The sequence below is a fragment of the Tenacibaculum aestuarii genome (assembly GCF_964510395.1).
GTDB classification, from domain to species: domain Bacteria; phylum Bacteroidota; class Bacteroidia; order Flavobacteriales; family Flavobacteriaceae; genus Polaribacter; species Polaribacter aestuarii.
Window position 1 is genome coordinate 73320 of sequence record NZ_CAZEFY010000001.1, and the last position, 17817, is coordinate 91136.

A 17817-nucleotide genomic window follows, 5' to 3' on the forward strand; every position below is an offset into this window, starting at 1 on the left:
TTATATAAAAGCTTATAAACGGAAACCTATTCAGGTTTCCGTTTTTTTGTTGTAAAAGTTTAATCCTTAGTTTTCTTTGTGTAAATATCTCACAGATTCTATGTAATTTTGTGGCTTAATTTCACAAATGAATCCTTTTAAGAGGAATTAATGAAAGAAATTATAGAAGATTGAACAAAGACAATTAACAATTCAGAATGTCAGAAGAAAAGAAATCATTGAATTTTTTAGAGCAAATTATTGAAGAAGATTTGGCTAACGGAATGCCAAAAGAAAATTTACGTTTTCGTTTTCCACCAGAACCAAACGGATATTTACACATTGGACACACGAAAGCCATTGGTATTAGTTTTGGTTTAGGGGAAAAGTACAACGCTCCTGTAAATCTTCGTTTTGACGATACCAACCCAGCAAAAGAAGAGCAAGAATATGTAGATGCTATTAAGCGCGATGTAGCTTGGTTAGGGTATCAATGGGAAAACGAATGTTATTCTTCTGATTATTTCCAGCAGCTTTACGATTGGGCTGTTCAATTAATTAAAGATGGAAAAGCTTATGTAGATAGTCAATCTTCAGAAGCGATGGCCGAACAAAAAGGAACGCCAACACAACCTGGAGTAGCTGGACCTTATCGTGATAGAAGTGTAGAAGAAAATTTAGATTTGTTTACACGTATGAAAAATGGTGAGTTTGATGAAGGAGCTCATGTGTTACGTGCAAAAATTGACATGACTTCACCAAACATGCTAATGCGTGATCCTATCATGTATCGTATCTTAAAAAAAGCACACCACCGTACAGGAAACGATTGGGTAATTTATCCGATGTATGACTGGACACATGGTGAAAGTGATTATATAGAACAAATCTCACACTCATTATGTTCGTTAGAGTTTAAACCTCACCGTGAATTGTACGATTGGTTTAAAGACAATGTGTATGAGTACAGTAAATCAGAATACCCTTTACCGCCAAAACAACGTGAGTTTTCTCGTTTAAACTTAAGTTACACCGTAATGAGTAAGCGTAAGTTGATGAAATTGGTAGAAGAAGGTGTTGTTTCTGGATGGGACGATCCACGTATGCCAACCATTTCAGGGTTACGTCGTAGAGGATATACACCAGCATCTATCCGTAGTTTTGTAGAAACTGTAGGAGTTTCAAAAAGAGAAAACGTGATTGATGTAGCGTTGTTAGAGTTTAAAATTCGTGAAGATTTAAACAAAACAGCAAACCGAGTAATGGCGGTGTTAGATCCTGTGAAGTTGGTAATTACTAATTACCCAGAAGGAGAAGAGGAAGTTTTAATCGCTGAAAATAATCCTGAAGATGAAAACTCAGGGTCAAGAGAAGTGCCTTTTTCAAGAGAATTATATATTGAAAGAGACGATTTTAAAGAAGAGGCAAATAAGAAATACTTCCGTCTAACTATTGGTAAAGAAGTTCGTTTAAAGAATGCGTATATCATTAAAGGAGAGAGTTGTGTTAAAGACGAAAATGGGAATATTACTGAAATTCACTGTACGTACGATCCGTTGAGTAAATCAGGAAGTGGTACAGAAGAAAGTAAGCGTAAGGTAAAAGGAACGATTCATTGGGTGTCGGAAAAACATGCGGTAAAAGCAGAGGTAAGAGCGTACGATCGTTTGTTTTTAGATGAGGCTCCAGATAGTCATAAAGACAAAGATTTCATGGAGTTTTTAAATCCAAATTCGTTGGAGAAAATTACTGCTTATGTTGAGCCTAGTTTACAAACAGCAAATATTGGAGATCGTTTCCAATTTCAACGTTTAGGGTATTTTAATGTTGATGACGATTCAACTTCAGAAGCTTTAGTGTTCAACAAAACAGTAGGTTTACGCGATACTTGGGCGAAGAAAAACAACTAGTAAAGCAGATATAAATAATCTTTATGATTTTTTTATTTATAAAAACTTAATAAGAATGTTTTTACCATTTTTTTCAATTTTTGTTTAATACAATTGTCAATTGATCAAATAGTAATTCACAAAAACATTTCGTTATAAAACAACAATTTTAATTTTTATATGTATATGAATTCCTTAACAAAATTTAAATTATTAATAGTATTAACCTTGTTTTTTGTTTCTGCTCAGAGTCAAGAAAAATATAATGAAGAATATCAAATTGCTAAAATAAACGAAGCACTTAAAGGCGCTTTTTATTCTACTAAAGATCTTTTCAGGTCTGAGTTAAAAATAGAAAATAATAATTTATTAGTTCAAACAATAAGGAATCGAGATAACTTTGCAATGACTTATACAATACCCATTAATAAGGTTGATATCGAATCTATGAATGTTGGTAAGGATAAGACTCGATATTCAGTAAAAAAGCCAAAAACATATCAGATTAATATCAAGTCTGTCAATAAAGAACGGGTTATTACTCATTCTGCGTTTAAAAACTCAAAATACAGTGCGTTAAAAATAGTGATTAACTCGAAAGAAAAGGGAAATAATATTATTGACCTTATAAGAACACTCGTTCAAAATCATAATTAACAAGATATAGCGCAAATCAATATTTTGAAAATACTTAAAGGTAAACTCTTTTTACTTATAGTCATTATTTTTATTAATAATAATTACTCAATTAGTAAAAATGATGATTATATAGTCTTTAACAAGAAGAAAGTTCAAGTACAAAATGAAATGTTAATTAATTTATTTATAAATCTTGAGCTAACTGAGAAAAATTACAATCTTTCGAGTATAATGGATTATGTGCCTGACCTAAACAAAAAGAAAATCAATAGAATAGAGTTTTCTTCCAATTTGGGAGGTTTCCACGAAAAATTATTTTTCAATTATAGTAAACAAAAATTAGTTGAAGTAAACTATTCTATTGATAGGAATGATGGAGAAGGTGTAAAAATATTTAACTATAAATTAGAATACATCAATAACTATCTTAAAAGTATTTATCTAAACAACAGAAAAAAGTATCAATTAGAATATAATTATCAGGGTAAGTTTTCAACAATTTCCTTTACACTTAGAGAAGTTAGTTATATCTACAATATAGAATATAGTTCTAAAGATAATAATGCCGAGTTGCGACTTGATGTTATTAAAAACGGAAAAGTGTATATTGGAAATAAATATAATAAAACAAAAATATTTTGGGACAAAGAATATAGACTAACATCTTTTGAAATTGACAGGTACAGCACAAATCATATTTCTTATAACTCGAATGGGGATGTTGTAAGTTTTCAATCAATTACGAGTAGACCCATCCCCTCCGATATTCAATGGAATTATTCTTATGATGAAAATACAAATTGGGTAAAAAGATATAATAAAGAAATTATAATTAATAGAAAAATATCTTATAAATAAACTAAAGAAAATCGACTTATTTTAATTTAGAGTATGTAATTTTAAAAAAACACTCATTGAATATGAGTATTTTTTGTTCATAATAGATTAATATTCTATCATATAGTTCGATTCTTTTTTTTAAAACTGAAAACACCAGTAAATTTATTACTTTTAGAACGGAAGCTAAGTATATAAGTCGATCTTCTTATATAGATTAACTCAGGTTTTTGCATAACAATAACTTTTAGGAATGATCAATAACCTCATCAGATAATATATCCCAAAAAAGGAAAACTTTGAAAACATTTCAGACAAACAAGTCAAAGACATACAACATAAAATCAATGGAAGATTTAGAGAAAAATTAAATTTTGAAATTCCTATAAAATGTGTTAGAACGTATAAAAAAACCGCTGCTTTTATGATAAAAGTGGCGGTTTTCTTTTAACAAAAATTCAATTTTCACTTTTCATCAGAATATGTATCTTTACAGATTAAGGAAAGATGTGATAAAAGAGATTTTATCTAGTTGAAAGTCAATAATAAAAAACGCTTTTTGATACTGTGTAAACTACAGGTTTAAAAGGCTTTTCAAAAAATATACTATTGTATGAGTTGTAGCAGTTGCTCAACTAACAAAGACGGTGTGCCTAACGGATGTAAGAGCAATGGAAATTGTGGAACAGGTACTTGTGGGAGCGGAAATAAGCTTGCCGTTTTTGATTGGTTATCGAATATGACTTTACCTACGGGTGAAGCTCCATTTAATATTTTTGAAGTCCGTTTTAAAAACGGTCGAAAACACTTTTTTAGCAATCCTGAAAACCTTACCATTTCTATGGGAGATGTGGTTGCGGTTGAAGGTTCATCGGGTCATGATGTAGGTATAGTGTCGTTGGCAGGAGAACTGGTAAAAGTTCAAATGAAGAAGCGAAAAATTGATGCAGATAGTGAGGAAGTAAAGAAAATTTACAGAAAAGCTTCACAAAAAGACATCGATGTTTGGCAAGAAGCTAGAGATAGAGAGCCTGAAACCCAACGAAAAGGAAGAGAAATTATCAGTCGTTTAGGATTGAAAATGAAGCTTTCTGATGTTGAGTATCAAGGGGATGCTACCAAAGCTACTTTTTATTATACGGCAGATGACCGTGTAGATTTCCGTCAGTTAATTCGCGATTTAGCAAGTGCTTTTTCTATTCGTGTAGAAATGCGTCAGGTAGGTATGCGTCAAGAAGCAGCTCGTTTAGGAGGTGTAGGGTCTTGTGGTAGAGAACTGTGTTGTTCTACTTGGTTAACCGATTTTAGAAAGGTAAATACCGCAGCGGCTAGATATCAGCAATTATCGTTGAATCCGTTGAAGTTAGCAGGACAATGTGGTAAGTTAAAATGTTGTTTAAACTACGAGTTAGATACGTATTTAGATGCGTTACAAAGCTTTCCGAAGCAAGATAAAGTTTTAAAAACTGAAAAGGGAGATGCTGTTTTTGTGAAGATGGACATCTTTAAAAAATTACTTTGGTACACTTACAAAGAAGAAAGTTTTAAATGGTACAAACTGTCATTAGATCAAGTTCATGAAATTATAGAAATGAACAAAAATAATGAGCTTGCTTTACCGTTAGAAGAATACGAATTAGAGATAGCAGAAGAAACTCCAATAGATTTTGAAAATGTTGTTGGTCAAGACAGTTTAACCCGTTTTGATGCTCCTAAGAAAAGCAGAAATAACAGAAGAAGATCAAGAAAACCTGTAAGTAAAAAACCAGAAAATCAAGCTTCTGAGGCTAAAATAACAAGAAAACCTCAAGCTAAACAGGTAAAAAAGGCAGAAGGAGAGCCGAAACCAGATAAAAAACGAGTTGACAACAGAAAGCCAAGACCTAAAAATAATCCTAGAAATAGGAGATCTAAACCTGAAGCAGGTACAGCAGAAAAGCCAACTCAAGGGCAACAAAAAAAGCCAAGAAACCAAAAAAGACGAAATAACAATCAACGTAAAAAAAATAATAGCGATACTAAAAACAACCCCAATAATGAGAACTAAAATTGGTTTACTTTTTTTTATAGCTACATTAATTGTATCGTGTAAGTCAAATAGCGATTTTGATGAATATGTGGCGCTTCCAAAGAGTGCTTGGCATAGAACAAATACTATACAATTTACATTTCCGGTTAATGATTCAATAACTAAGAAAAACCTATTTATAAATCTTAGAAACAATAAAGATTACGAGTACAGTAATCTTTTTTTAATAGCTCAAATGAATTTTCCAGATGGTCAAGTTATTATCGATACTTTAGAGTATGATATGGCAGATGTTACAGGAAAGTTTTTAGGGCAAGGTTTTTCAGATGTTAAAGAGAATAAACTTTTTTATAAAGAAAATATAACATTTCCAAGCACAGGAGATTATACCTTTAAAGTACGTCAAGCTATGCGAAAAAATGGAGAAATTCAGGGCATAGAAGAATTAGAAGGAATAACCCATGTGGGATTTAGAATTGAAAAAACAGAATAAATGACAAAGAAAAAAACAGCAAATTTTAGTAAATATATTAAATGGTTTTGGGGTATTATTATAGGAGGCTTTCTTACATTGGGTCTTCTGTTTTTGCTGGCCTCTTGGGGTGTATTTGGTGCGTTACCTACTTTTGAAGAGTTAGAAAACCCTGAAAATAATTTAGCTACAGAAATAATTTCAGCAGATGGTAAGACTTTAGGTAAGTATGCTGTTGAAAACAGAACACCAATAAAGTATAAAGATATACCAAAAAATATGGTGGAAGCGCTTGTAGCTACTGAAGATGAACGTTTTTATGAGCATTCAGGGATTGATTTTAGAGGTACTGCAAGAGCTGTACTAAAACCTGGAAGTGGTGGAGCAAGTACAATTACTCAGCAGTTAGCAAAAATGTTATTTACAGGAAAAGCTTCTCGAAACATTTTCAAAAGAGTACTACAAAAAGTTCAAGAATGGGTAGTAGCTGTTAAATTAGAACGTCAGTATACAAAAGAAGAGATTATTACAATGTATTTAAATAAGTATGATTTCTTAAATCAAGCAGTTGGAGTTCGATCAGCAGCACGAATTTATTTTGGAAAAGAGCCTAAAGAACTTAATATAGAAGAGTCTGCAATGTTGGTAGGAATGCTTAAAAACTCATCTCTTTTTAATCCTTTAAGAAGAAAGGAAATGGTAAAACAACGAAGAAATGTTGTTTTAAAGCAAATGACTAGAAGCGATTTTATTAATGAGCAACAAAAAGACTCATTACAAAAATTATCATTGGGATTAAATATTAATAAAGAAGGGCATAGTGATGGTTTAGCAACCTATTTTAGAGAACACTTGAGAAGTATTTTAAAAGAATGGGTAAAAGATAATCCAAAACCAGATGGAGGTGAGTATAATATTTATAGAGATGGATTAAAAATTTATACAACGATTGATTCACGTATGCAACAATACGCGGAAGAAGCTGTGCAAGAACATATGGCTAATCTTCAATCGTATTTTGATAAGGAACAAAAGCGTAATAAAACAGCTCCTTTTTATGATATAGACAAAAGAGAGATAGAAGGAATTTTACGAAGAGCTAAACTAAATTCAGATCGTTATAAGCGATTGAAGGCTGCTGGTAAATCTGAAAAAGAAATAGATGAGGTATTTAATACCGCAACAGATATGCGAATCTTCACATGGGAAGGAGAACGTGATACGGTAATGACACCTTACGATTCTATTCGTCACTACAAATATTTCTTACGTTCAGGTTTAGTATCTATTGAACCACAAACAGGTCATATTAAAGCGTGGGTAGGAGGTATTAATCACAAATATTTTAAATATGACGCAGTAGATCAACAAAAACGTCAAGTAGGTTCTACTTTTAAACCTTTTGTGTATGCTACAGCAATTAATCAATTAAAAATGTCTCCTTGTGATAAGTTGCCAAATACACCATATACTATTCCTAAGGAAAAATATGGAATGCCAGAAGATTGGACACCTAAAAATGCTGGAGGTAAATACGGAGAAGAGCTTACATTAAGAGATGCATTGGCTCAATCGGTTAATGTAATTACAGCACAGTTAATAGATAAAGTCTCACCTATAAATGTGGTAAGATTAGCAGAATCTGCTGGGATAACATCTAAATTAGAGGCAAATCCCTCTATTGCATTAGGTGCTATTGATTTATCATTAATGGAAATGGTAAGTGCTTATTCAACATTTGCAAATAAAGGGTTACGTGTAAGTCCGTTAATGGTTACTAGAATAGAAGACAAAAATGGAACTGTTTTACAAGAGTTTGTTCCTGAAACCAAAGAGGTGTTAAGTGAAGAGTCTGCTTATGTAATATTAGATTTAATGAAAGGAGTTACCCAAATAGGTTCAGGAGCACGTTTACGATCTAATTATACATCAGGAGGAGATGCGGTTACAGGTTTCCCTTACAGATTTACCAATCCGATTGCAGGAAAAACTGGTACTACTCAAAATCAATCAGATGGTTGGTTTATGGGAATAGTCCCAAACCTAGCTACGGGTGTTTGGACAGGTGGAGAAGATAGAGCTACGCACTTTGCTGGGTTAAGGTATGGTCAAGGGGCAACAATGTCACTACCAACATGGGCAATTTTTATGCGAAAGTGTTATGAAGACAAGACCTTAGGTGTAAGTAATGGGAATTTTGAAAAACCAAAGGATATAAGTATTAATTTGGATTGTTCGAAAGTAGAATCTTCAAAAGAGGGAGAGGAAGAAGAGAACCTTAACGATATAGATTTTTAGTAACGAAGCTTTAAAACAACAACTATAATGATAAATAAAAAAGTAAATAACGTACAAGAAGCATTAGAAGGTGTAAAAGACGGAATGACTTTTATGTTAGGTGGATTTGGTTTATGCGGAATACCTGAAAATGCGATTGCTGAGTTAGTAAAAATAGGCGTAAAAGATGTTACTTGTATATCTAACAACGCAGGAGTTGATGATTTTGGTTTAGGATTATTACTACAAAATCGTCAAATCAAGAAAATGATTTCTTCTTATGTAGGAGAAAATGATGAGTTTGAACGTCAGATGCTTTCTGGTGAATTAGAAGTTGAGTTAACGCCACAAGGAACCCTAGCGGAAAAGTGTAGAGCAGCACAGGCAGGATTTCCGGCATTCTATACGCCAGCAGGTTATGGTACAGAAGTAGCAGAAGGTAAAGAAACACGTGAGTTTGATGGAAAAATGTACGTATTAGAACCAGCTTTTAAATCAGATTTTTCATTTGTAAAAGCATGGAAAGGAGATACTGCGGGTAACTTAATTTTTAAAGGAACTGCGCGTAACTTTAATCCAAATATGTGCGGAGCTTCTAAAATTACGGTTGCTGAAGTAGAAGAGTTAGTTCCTGCTGGAGAGTTAGACCCAAATCAAATTCACATTCCAGGAATTTTTGTACAACGTATTTTTCAAGGAGAGAAGTATGAAAAGAGAATTGAACAACGAACAGTAACTCCTAAATCGTAAATCATGGCATTAAGCAAAGAACAAATAGCACAAAGAATAGCTAAAGAATTACAAAACAAATGGTATGTTAATTTAGGAATTGGTATTCCTACTTTAGTTGCAAACTATATTCCTGAAGGAATTGAAGTTGAATTTCAATCAGAAAATGGTTTGTTAGGAATGGGACCTTTCCCTGTTGAAGGAACTGAAGATGCCGATTTAATTAATGCAGGAAAACAGACCGTAACAGTGTTAGATGGAGGATCTATTTTTGATTCTGCAACTAGTTTTTCTATGATCCGTGGGCAACACGTACAACTAACCGTTTTAGGAGCGATGGAAGTGGCTCAAAATGGAGATATTGCCAACTGGAAAATACCAGGGAAAATGGTAAAAGGAATGGGTGGAGCAATGGATTTAGTAGCTTCTGCAGATAACATTATTGTAGCGATGATGCATACCAATAAAGCAGGAGAATCTAAATTGTTAAAGAAATGCTCGTTGCCATTAACTGGTGTAGGTTGTGTAACAAAGATTGTAACCAATTTAGCGGTATTAGAAATTAAAGACAATAAATTTTACTTGTTAGAAAGAGCTCCAGGAGTTTCTGTTGAAGAAATTCAAGCAGCCACTGAAGGTACTTTGATAGTAGAAGGAGATATTCCAGAAATGGATATTTAGCATGAAGTTTTTGGCGAAAAAAAGTTTTATTGTAGTTTTTCTAATTGTATTTATTGTAAATGCGGTATTAGATAAAGGATTCAATATAGAGAATTTTGGTATTAGAATTGCAGTGTCTGCATTTTTTGCAGTACTAATTTCACCTAGAAAAAAGAAAATTCAAACTCCAACGGGAGAAAAAACTCAAATCACTTGGTTCCTTTTAAAAGAACCAATCATTCTAGACTAACTTTTTCTTAATTATTAAGAAATATCAAATGAGCTTGTCGAAGTTTTATACTTTCAGACAAGCTCTTTAAATAAAATAAAAAAACAATATTTTTACCCTCAGGGGAAATAAAAAGGGGTTTAATGAAAATAATTTCATACAACGTAAACGGAATACGAGCAGCACTTAAAAAAGGATTTATCGATTGGCTTCAAGCTGCAAATCCTGATGTAATCTGTATTCAAGAAACCAAAGCACATAAAGAGCAGTTAGATGTAACCGAGTTTGAAAATGCAGGATATCCATATCACTATTGGTTTTCAGCAGAAAAAAAAGGCTATTCATCTGTAGCTATTTTCTGTAAAGAAGAACCAAATCATGTAGAATACGGAACTGGAATCGAATCAATGGATTTTGAAGGAAGAAACCTTCGTGTAGATTTTGATGAGGTATCTGTAATGAGTATGTACTTACCCTCAGGAACTAATAGTGATCGATTAGATTATAAGTTCAATTATATGGATGAAATTCTTGAGTATGCTACTGAGTTAAGAAAGGAAATTCCGAATTTAGTTATTTGTGGAGATTATAATATTTGTCATGAAGAAATAGATATTCATAATCCAAAAATGAAAGGCGTTTCAGGATTTTTACCTGAAGAACGTGAGTGGTTAGGAAAATTTATAAACAGTGGTTTTATTGATAGTTTTCGTCACATACATCCAGAAAAACAAGAGTATTCGTGGTGGAGCTATCGTGCTAATGCCAGAGCGAATAATAAAGGTTGGCGTATTGATTACAATATGGTAACCGAACCATTGAAAGATAAAATTTCGAGAGCGTATATTTTACCAGAAGCGAAGCATTCAGACCACTGTCCGATTGCAGTTGAATTAGATTTATAAAAACCAACATGAAAAAACTACTAGCACTACTCCTTTTTACAACATCCATCATAGCACAACAACCTGCAGATAGTCTTTTAGTGGCTAAAGACAGTATTAACGTTGAGCTGATGGCAAATGATTCTATAAATCCAATACAAAATCAAGAGTTATTTTCTACGGAAGATTTGAAAATGATTGATAGTTTGTTGGTAGAAGAAAAATTTAATTCTTCGCTGTTTGATAGTATTCAATATGTTATTAATGATAAAGACATTTTAGGTAATACAACAACAGTACTTACTACAGAATTATTAAAGAAGAGATTACACGATTTAAATGTAAAAACTCCTTTTCATTTAGAGTACAATCCTGCGTTAGAAAAAGTAATTAACAGCTATTTAAAATATAGAAAAAAATATTATCCGGCTTTAATGGCTCGTGCTAAGTATTACTTTCCAATGTTTGAGCGATATTTAGATCAGTACGACATTCCTTTAGAAATGAAGTATTTGGCAATTGTTGAGTCTGCGCTTCGTCCAGATGCTCGTTCTTGGGTAGGAGCTACCGGTTTGTGGCAATTTATGTACGGTACTGGAGTTCAGTTTGATTTAAAGGTAAATTCGTATGTAGATGAGCGCCAAGATCCTGTAAAGTCTACCGTTGCAGCATGTCAATACTTAAGTCAATTATATAAAATTTTTGGTGATTGGGATTTAGCTTTAGCGGCGTATAATTCAGGGCCTGGAAATGTATCAAAAGCTATAAAACGTTCAGGAGGGTATAAGAATTACTGGAATATTCGTCCGTTTTTACCTACAGAAACAGCAGGATACGTCCCTGCATTTTATGCGACAATGTATATTTTTGAGTATGCAGATAAACATCATATTTACCCTGAACCTCCAAAGATTTTCCATTTTGAGACAGATACAATTCGTGTAAAGAGAACTATTAGTTTTGATCAAATTTCAGAGAAAACAGGTATTGATTCTGATTTATTATCATTTTTAAATCCGTCTTATAAGCTAGATATCATTCCGTATGTAAAAGAAAAGAACTATGCCGTTCGATTACCTCGAAGAGATATGATTGAGTTCTTAGAAAAGGAAGAAGAAATCTACACATTAGCTAATGAAGATGATGCTAAAAGAGAAAAACCATTACCTAAGTACTTTGAAATGGATAAACGTATTCGTTATAAAGTACGAAGTGGAGATTATTTAGGAAAAATAGCAAATAAGTTTGGTGTACGAGTTAGCGATATTAAAAGGTGGAATGGTTTACGAACACATCACTTAAAAATAGGCCAGCGATTAAGTATTTATCCAAAGAAAATGGCAATTCCAAAAGAGGTTTCACAAAAGAAAGTAGAAACCCCAAAAGGCAAGCATGAGGTTTATGTTGTTAAGTCTGGAGATTCATTATGGACTATTTCAAAAAAATATCCTACAGTTTCTATTGAAGAAATTAAAAAATGGAACAATATTTGGGGTGCTAAAAGTTTAAAGCCAGGAATGAAGCTTAAAATTTTTAAAAGTTAAAACCAATTATTTAAACGCTATCAACTATGAATAAACTATTAACCTTTTTTGTATTGATTTTTATATCGATATCATGTAAAACAGAAGGAGGAAAAAATAATCATGTTTTACCCACATCAACAGGTAACACCAATAAAATTTTGGTAGTTATAAAAGGAGTTGATTGGGAAGGAAGAATAGGAGATGAAATCCGTACTACTTTTGGAGAGCATCAAGTAGGTTTACCGCAGCCAGAAACATTATTATCTGTAAGTCAAATAGACCCTGTAGGCTACAAAGGTTTTATAAGGAATGCGAAGGCTGTTTTAATAGTTAGAGAAGGAGAACAAGAAAAAATAACAGTTGAAAAAAACAAATATGCACAGCCTCAAATATTAGTTTATGCAACAGCAAAAGATAAAGAAGGTATTGTAAATTTAATCCGTAATAGAGGAAAAGAAATCTTGCAATTATTTAAAGATGAAGATGTTAAATTTATTCAAAGAATTTTCAATAAAGAAAAATTAGACGAGAGTAAATTTAAAACAATTAAAGATTTAGGTGTTACAATTACAATTCCTGAAAGGTATAATTTAGTTGAAGATACAGGTGAATTTTTATGGTTACGTCAACACTTAAAAAGTGGAATTGCTAGAGGAGACGGATCGAATAATATATTAGTATACAGTTATCCACTAGAAGACGAAGCTAAAGTTGCAGATAATATCACCAATATGAGAGATGTTATTGGAGAAAAATACATTCCTGGAAGCAAAGAAGGAATGTACATGATTACTGAACAGGCATATACACCGTTTACGTATGATGCAGAAATAGATGGAAAAAAAGCCTTTGAAACTAGAGGTAAATGGGAAGTGAAAAATGATTTTATGGCAGGACCTTTTATTAATTACACTATAGTTGATAAAGAGCACAACCGAGTAATTGTTTTTGAAGGATTTACTTATGCACCCTCAGTAAATAAAAGAGACTTTATTTTTGAACTAGAAGCAATCGGAAAGTCGTTAACAATAAAATAGCCCCGACTAACAAAGACTAAGTAAAGCATCAATTTTTAAATTGATGCTTTTTTTATGTAACAAAATTCAGGGATGATAGACTTATAAAACAATCAACCAAATTAGTAACCAAATGATTGCACATTTTTTAAAACTTGAGTGGAAACAATTTTTTCGCTCCTCTTATTTTGGGAAAAGTATTGCACTAAAAATTATCATGAGCTTTTTTGCTTTATGGATGTTAACCTCTTTTTTAATGATAGGTTTAGGAGGCTATTTTTTTATTAAAAAAGAATACCCGAATACAGACCCTTTGTTTTTTGTAAATGGAATTATCATTTTCTTGTTAGTTGCCGATTTAATTTTTCGCTATTTAATGCAAAAACTTCCTGTGTTGAATATTAAACCATTTCTTGGGTTACCCATAAGAAAGGAAAAGCTAGTACATTTTGTATTAGGTAAATCAGCGTTTTCGTTTTTCAACTTCATGCCGTTGTTTTTCTATGTTCCTTTTTCAATAGTACTAATGGGACAAGGCTATAACGCTTTGGGAGTTGTAGGATGGTTGTTTTTAATGATTACACTAGTATTAAGTGCTAACTATCTTAATTTTTTAATTAACAAAAATAACTATGCACTAGGAATAATGGTTGCTGTTTTAGCACTATTGTTTTTGGTAAACAAATACGAAATATTCAACATTACTGAGTTTTTTGCACCAGTTTTTCAATCAGTATATAACAATCCAATAGTTGCTCTTTTAGGAGTGTTTTTGCTTGCAGGATTGTATTATTTGAACTTTAAATTCTTACGAAGTAAAGTATATTTAGATGACGCGATTAAAAGTAAAGAAGAAGTAGCTAGTACTACTGACCTGTCTTTTATTGATAGCTTAGGAGATGTAGCGCCGTTTATAAAAAACGACATTCGACAAATTTGGAGAAACAAACGGACTAAAACAGTATTTTTTATGTCATTTTTGTTTCTTTTCTACGGAGCTATTTTCTTTGGACAAGACACCTATCGAGAAAAAATGCCTGCTTTTTTAGTCTTTGCAGCAATATTTATTACCGGAGGTTTTACACTTAATTATGGTCAATTTATTCCTGCTTGGGATAGTGAATATTATAAGATGCTTATGAGTCAAAATATTCGTTATCGAAAGTTTTTAGAAAGTAAATGGTACTTAATGGTTGTGGTATCGGCAGGATTATACCTTTTAAGCATTCCATATTTATATTTTTATGGATTAGACATCTTTTTGATGATTACAGCTGGAGCTATTTTTAATATTGGATTCAACTCATTGTTTTTACTATTTGCAGGAGCGTTCAATAAAAAACGAATCGACTTAAATAAAAGCGGGTTTTCAAACTATCAAGGAACCAGTGCAACACAGTTTTTAATTATCATTCCTATTATGGGGGTTCCAATGTTCTTATTTTGGATTTTTAACAAGTTTGTAGGATTCAATTCAGGTGTTTTAGCAATCGCTATAACAGGAGCAATCGCCTTAGTGTTCAAAAATTACTTTATGAATAGGATAGAAAAGAGATACATTAAAAATAAATATGCTGCCATACACGCATTTAGCCAAAAATCATAACCAACCTTAAAAGAACTAAAATGATTTCAATACAAAATATTTCAAAAACCTACGGAACAGCACAAGTTTTAAACCTTGAAAATATAGAAATTCCTAGCGGACAATCTTTCGGATTGGTAGGAAATAACGGAGCAGGAAAAACCACTTTGTTTAACTTGTTGTTAGATTTGATTCGACCTACTACCGGAGAAATTGTAAATAATCAAGTAGTAGTGAATAAAAGTGAAGATTGGAAAACTTTTACAGGATCGTTTATTGATGAATCTTTTTTAATAGGTTATTTAACTCCTGAAGAATATTTTGATTTTGTGGGAGATTTACGCGGAATGAACAAAGCCGATATACAAGGTTTCTTAACTCAGTTTGAAGAATTTTTTAATGGTGAAATCTTAGGGAAGAAAAAATACTTACGAAGCTTAAGTAAAGGAAACCAGAAAAAAGTAGGGATTGTTGCTGCAATGATGGGGAATCCTCAAGTAGTAATTTTAGATGAACCCTTTGCAAATTTAGATCCAACCACACAAATCAGATTAAAAAAGCTAATTAAAAAATTAACTGAAAATAACGAGGTTACCGTGTTAATTTCTAGCCATGATTTAAGCCATGTTACCGAAGTTTGTGAACGTATAGTAGTTTTAGATAAAGGAAACTTAGTAAAAGACATTTACACATCACAAGAAACATTACAAGAGTTAGAAAGCTATTTTTCTATTTAAAATAGGGTTAAAATCACCTTATAATTATTATTTTTACCTTTTTACGTACAAAAAAGACAATTATAACGTTGTTGTACAGTAAAAGCTTTATTTTATGAAAAAAGGGGGCAAGATAATAGTATTCAGTATTTTAGCAGCTATCGTATATTCGTGTAGTGTTAAGAAGGACGCTTTTTTAAATAGAAGTTACCATGCTGTTACCACCAAATACAATGTGCTTTTTAATGGAGAACAAGCGTATTTAAAAGGCCTTGAAGAAATTCAAGAAAAGCATGAAGATAACTTTTGGAAACGTTTACAAATTGAACCTATTACGTTTGATGAGAGTACAATAGAGACCAAAGTACTAACTCCAGGTACAGGTTTTAATACTGGAGAAGAAGACGAAGAAAATAAAAATCTTACTCCTTTTGAAAAAGCAGAAGAAAAGGCTGTAAAAGCAATTCAAACCCATTCGATGAATATTAATGGGTATGAGAAAAACAGTCAAATAGACGATGCTTATCTTCTTTTAGGAAAATCAAGATACTACACACAACGATTTATTCCAGCGTTAGAGGCGTTTAACTACGTTATAGTTAACTATCCTAAAGCAAACTTGAACTACGAAACCAGAATATGGAGGGCTAAGGCAAATATTCGTTTAGGTAATGAAAAAAGAGCGATACAAACATTACGATTATTATTAGACGTTTTAGACGAAACGGAAAAGATCGGTAAATCGACTAAAGAGCAAGCCTATACGGCAATGGCAATGGCGTATGAGCAAACAGATACGATTCAAAAAGTAGTAGATTACTTAAAATTAGCTACTACTACAAATTACAACAAAGAGCAAACAGCTAGAAATATGTTTGTTTTAGGGCAAGTGTATAGTGAATTAGATAGAAAAGATTCTGCTCGTATGGTGTTTAAAAAACTAGCAGAAAGTAGAAAAGCACCAGATAGGTTTCGTATTAGAGCAGAAATAGAATATGCTAAAAACACTCCGAACGATTCAGCATCTATAGTAGTGTTGGCAAGAATGAAAAAACTCATAAAGAATACAGATAATCGTAAGTTTTTAAACGCACTGTATTATCAAGCAGGAGTTTTAGAAGAAGGAAGAAATAATCCTGAAAAAGCAGCTGAGTACTATAAAAAATCACTGCAAGCAAAGCATAATAATAACTATCAAAAAACCTATGCTTATGAACGTTTGGCAGATATGGCTTTTGAAAAAGAAGATTATTTATTAGCAGGTTCGTATTATGATAGTGTAATGCAAGTGGTTTCTAAAGAATTTGATCAAGAAAAAAGGATTCGAAGAATCCGAATAAAAAATAAAGGACTTACTACTTTAAGAAAGTACGAAGAGACAGTGAAGAACAACGATAGTATTCTTCAATTAGTAGCTATGACTCCCGATGAAAGAACTTCTTTTTTTGAAGGCTATATTGAAAAAATCAAAAAAGAAGACGAAGAAAAACAACAGCGGTTGTTGAATTTGCAAAATTTCGGAAATAGTTTTGGAGGTGGAGCTTCAATAAATAGTTCAGTAAATAAAGGAAAATGGTATTTCTATAATACACAAGCTCTTAATTTTGGAAGAGCAGAGTTTCAAAAAATATGGGGAACACGTCCTTTGGAAGATAACTGGAGATTGTCAGATAAGTCAATAAATACTGTTGAGAACACATCAGAAAATGCAGAAGGAACAAAAATAAATCCAAGATATGAGCTTTCAACCTATCTAGATGAGATTCCAACCGACGAACAAGTAATTACAAATTTAGTTTTGGAGCGTAATGATGCATTGTATCAATTAGGGTTGATTTACAAAGAGCAGTTTATAAACCATACACTAGCTATTAAGAATTTAGAACGATTAAGAGAAGTAAGTACAGATGATAAGTTAGAATTACCTATAAGCTACCATCTATATCAAGTTTATAAAAAACAAGGAGATTTAGTAAAATCTAACGAGTATAAAAATATCATTTTACAAAAGTATCCTGAAACAACTTTTGCTCAAATAATTGAAAACCCTGACGTAAAGTTAGTAGAGGAGAAAAAAGAAGATGAAATTTTAAATAAGTATAAAGAAGTTTACTATTTGTATAAAGAAAATAAATTTGAAGAAGCTGTTAATGAGATAGATAATTTTTATTCTACACTACAGAATTCAAATTTAATTCCTAAATTCGCACTCCTAAAAGCCCTAGCAATAGGTAAATATCAAGATAAAGAAACCTATAAAAAAGCGTTAGAGTTTGTTGCGGTTAGTTATGCAACTACCGAAGAAGGTAAAAAAGCAAAAGAAATCATAGAACAATTAAATAAAACATAA

Annotated in this window: 15 protein-coding genes; all 15 read left to right on the forward strand. The window is 32.1% G+C overall.

The genetic code is table 11. The features are described 5' to 3' along the window. Nucleotides 1–197: 197 nt before the first annotated feature. Entirely contained in the window at nucleotides 198–1889 is a 1692-nt protein-coding gene (locus ACKTSU_RS00365) for a glutamine--tRNA ligase/YqeY domain fusion protein (protein ID WP_408034386.1), read from the forward strand. Between the two features lie 165 nt (nucleotides 1890–2054). Then, on the forward strand, nucleotides 2055–2525 hold the full coding sequence (locus ACKTSU_RS00370; RefSeq protein ID WP_408034388.1) for a hypothetical protein: 471 nt from the start codon (nucleotides 2055–2057) through the stop codon (nucleotides 2523–2525). Nucleotides 2526–2549: 24 nt separating this feature from the next. Then, nucleotides 2550–3365, forward strand: a complete 816-nt coding sequence (locus ACKTSU_RS00375; RefSeq protein WP_408034389.1) for a hypothetical protein — start codon at nucleotides 2550–2552, stop codon at nucleotides 3363–3365. Between the two features lie 592 nt (nucleotides 3366–3957). Beyond that, nucleotides 3958–5391 carry a regulatory iron-sulfur-containing complex subunit RicT gene (gene ricT, locus ACKTSU_RS00380; protein WP_408034391.1) on the forward strand — a complete coding sequence of 478 codons (1434 nt, stop codon included), beginning with the start codon at nucleotides 3958–3960 and terminating at the stop codon, nucleotides 5389–5391. After that, nucleotides 5381–5866, forward strand: coding sequence for a gliding motility lipoprotein GldH (locus ACKTSU_RS00385; RefSeq protein ID WP_408034393.1), 486 nt, complete (start codon nucleotides 5381–5383; stop codon nucleotides 5864–5866). Before ricT ends, ACKTSU_RS00385 begins: the two co-directional genes overlap by 11 nt. Further along, nucleotides 5867–8143: a penicillin-binding protein 1A gene (locus ACKTSU_RS00390; RefSeq protein WP_408034395.1), complete on the forward strand. Its 2277-nt coding sequence runs from the start codon at nucleotides 5867–5869 to the stop codon at nucleotides 8141–8143. It abuts the gene before it with no gap. Nucleotides 8144–8170: 27 nt separating this feature from the next. Beyond that, entirely contained in the window at nucleotides 8171–8872 is a 702-nt protein-coding gene (locus tag ACKTSU_RS00395; RefSeq protein WP_408034397.1) for a CoA transferase subunit A, read from the forward strand. Between the two features lie 3 nt (nucleotides 8873–8875). Then, a complete protein-coding gene (locus ACKTSU_RS00400) occupies nucleotides 8876–9532 on the forward strand; it encodes a CoA transferase subunit B (RefSeq protein ID WP_408034399.1) in 657 nt (218 codons plus the stop codon). Nucleotide 9533: 1 nt separating this feature from the next. Then, nucleotides 9534–9761, forward strand: coding sequence for a hypothetical protein (locus ACKTSU_RS00405; protein ID WP_408034401.1), 228 nt, complete (start codon nucleotides 9534–9536; stop codon nucleotides 9759–9761). Between the two features lie 122 nt (nucleotides 9762–9883). Further along, nucleotides 9884–10645, forward strand: coding sequence for an exodeoxyribonuclease III (locus ACKTSU_RS00410; RefSeq protein ID WP_408034403.1), 762 nt, complete (start codon nucleotides 9884–9886; stop codon nucleotides 10643–10645). An 8-nt stretch (nucleotides 10646–10653) separates the two neighbouring features. After that, nucleotides 10654–12168 carry a lytic transglycosylase domain-containing protein gene (locus ACKTSU_RS00415; protein WP_408034405.1) on the forward strand — a complete coding sequence of 505 codons (1515 nt, stop codon included), beginning with the start codon at nucleotides 10654–10656 and terminating at the stop codon, nucleotides 12166–12168. A 26-nt stretch (nucleotides 12169–12194) separates the two neighbouring features. After that, on the forward strand, nucleotides 12195–13187 hold the full coding sequence (locus ACKTSU_RS00420) for a DUF4837 family protein (protein WP_408034407.1): 993 nt from the start codon (nucleotides 12195–12197) through the stop codon (nucleotides 13185–13187). Between the two features lie 112 nt (nucleotides 13188–13299). After that, a complete protein-coding gene (locus ACKTSU_RS00425; protein ID WP_408034409.1) occupies nucleotides 13300–14772 on the forward strand; it encodes a DUF5687 family protein in 1473 nt (490 codons plus the stop codon). A gap of 20 nt (nucleotides 14773–14792) precedes the next feature. After that, on the forward strand, nucleotides 14793–15488 hold the full coding sequence (locus ACKTSU_RS00430; protein WP_408034411.1) for an ABC transporter ATP-binding protein: 696 nt from the start codon (nucleotides 14793–14795) through the stop codon (nucleotides 15486–15488). Nucleotides 15489–15582: 94 nt separating this feature from the next. Beyond that, nucleotides 15583–17817, forward strand: coding sequence for a type IX secretion system periplasmic lipoprotein PorW/SprE (porW, locus tag ACKTSU_RS00435; protein WP_408034412.1), 2235 nt, complete (start codon nucleotides 15583–15585; stop codon nucleotides 17815–17817).

What these genes read in the sequence shown, in the direction of transcription:
- ricT (WP_408034391.1), top strand. Translation starts at nt 3,958, where the DNA reads ATGAGTTGTAGCAGTTGCTCAACTAACAAAGACGGTGTGCCTAACGGA.
- ACKTSU_RS00430 (WP_408034411.1), top strand. Translation starts at nt 14,793, where the DNA reads ATGATTTCAATACAAAATATTTCAAAAACCTACGGAACAGCACAAGTT.
- ACKTSU_RS00390 (WP_408034395.1), top strand. Translation starts at nt 5,867, where the DNA reads ATGACAAAGAAAAAAACAGCAAATTTTAGTAAATATATTAAATGGTTT.
- ACKTSU_RS00425 (WP_408034409.1), top strand. Translation starts at nt 13,300, where the DNA reads ATGATTGCACATTTTTTAAAACTTGAGTGGAAACAATTTTTTCGCTCC.
- ACKTSU_RS00415 (WP_408034405.1), top strand. Translation starts at nt 10,654, where the DNA reads ATGAAAAAACTACTAGCACTACTCCTTTTTACAACATCCATCATAGCA.
- ACKTSU_RS00400 (WP_408034399.1), top strand. Translation starts at nt 8,876, where the DNA reads ATGGCATTAAGCAAAGAACAAATAGCACAAAGAATAGCTAAAGAATTA.
- porW (WP_408034412.1), top strand. Translation starts at nt 15,583, where the DNA reads ATGAAAAAAGGGGGCAAGATAATAGTATTCAGTATTTTAGCAGCTATC.
- ACKTSU_RS00405 (WP_408034401.1), top strand. Translation starts at nt 9,534, where the DNA reads ATGAAGTTTTTGGCGAAAAAAAGTTTTATTGTAGTTTTTCTAATTGTA.
- ACKTSU_RS00395 (WP_408034397.1), top strand. Translation starts at nt 8,171, where the DNA reads ATGATAAATAAAAAAGTAAATAACGTACAAGAAGCATTAGAAGGTGTA.
- ACKTSU_RS00385 (WP_408034393.1), top strand. Translation starts at nt 5,381, where the DNA reads ATGAGAACTAAAATTGGTTTACTTTTTTTTATAGCTACATTAATTGTA.
- ACKTSU_RS00410 (WP_408034403.1), top strand. Translation starts at nt 9,884, where the DNA reads ATGAAAATAATTTCATACAACGTAAACGGAATACGAGCAGCACTTAAA.
- ACKTSU_RS00365 (WP_408034386.1), top strand. Translation starts at nt 198, where the DNA reads ATGTCAGAAGAAAAGAAATCATTGAATTTTTTAGAGCAAATTATTGAA.
- ACKTSU_RS00370 (WP_408034388.1), top strand. Translation starts at nt 2,055, where the DNA reads ATGAATTCCTTAACAAAATTTAAATTATTAATAGTATTAACCTTGTTT.
- ACKTSU_RS00420 (WP_408034407.1), top strand. Translation starts at nt 12,195, where the DNA reads ATGAATAAACTATTAACCTTTTTTGTATTGATTTTTATATCGATATCA.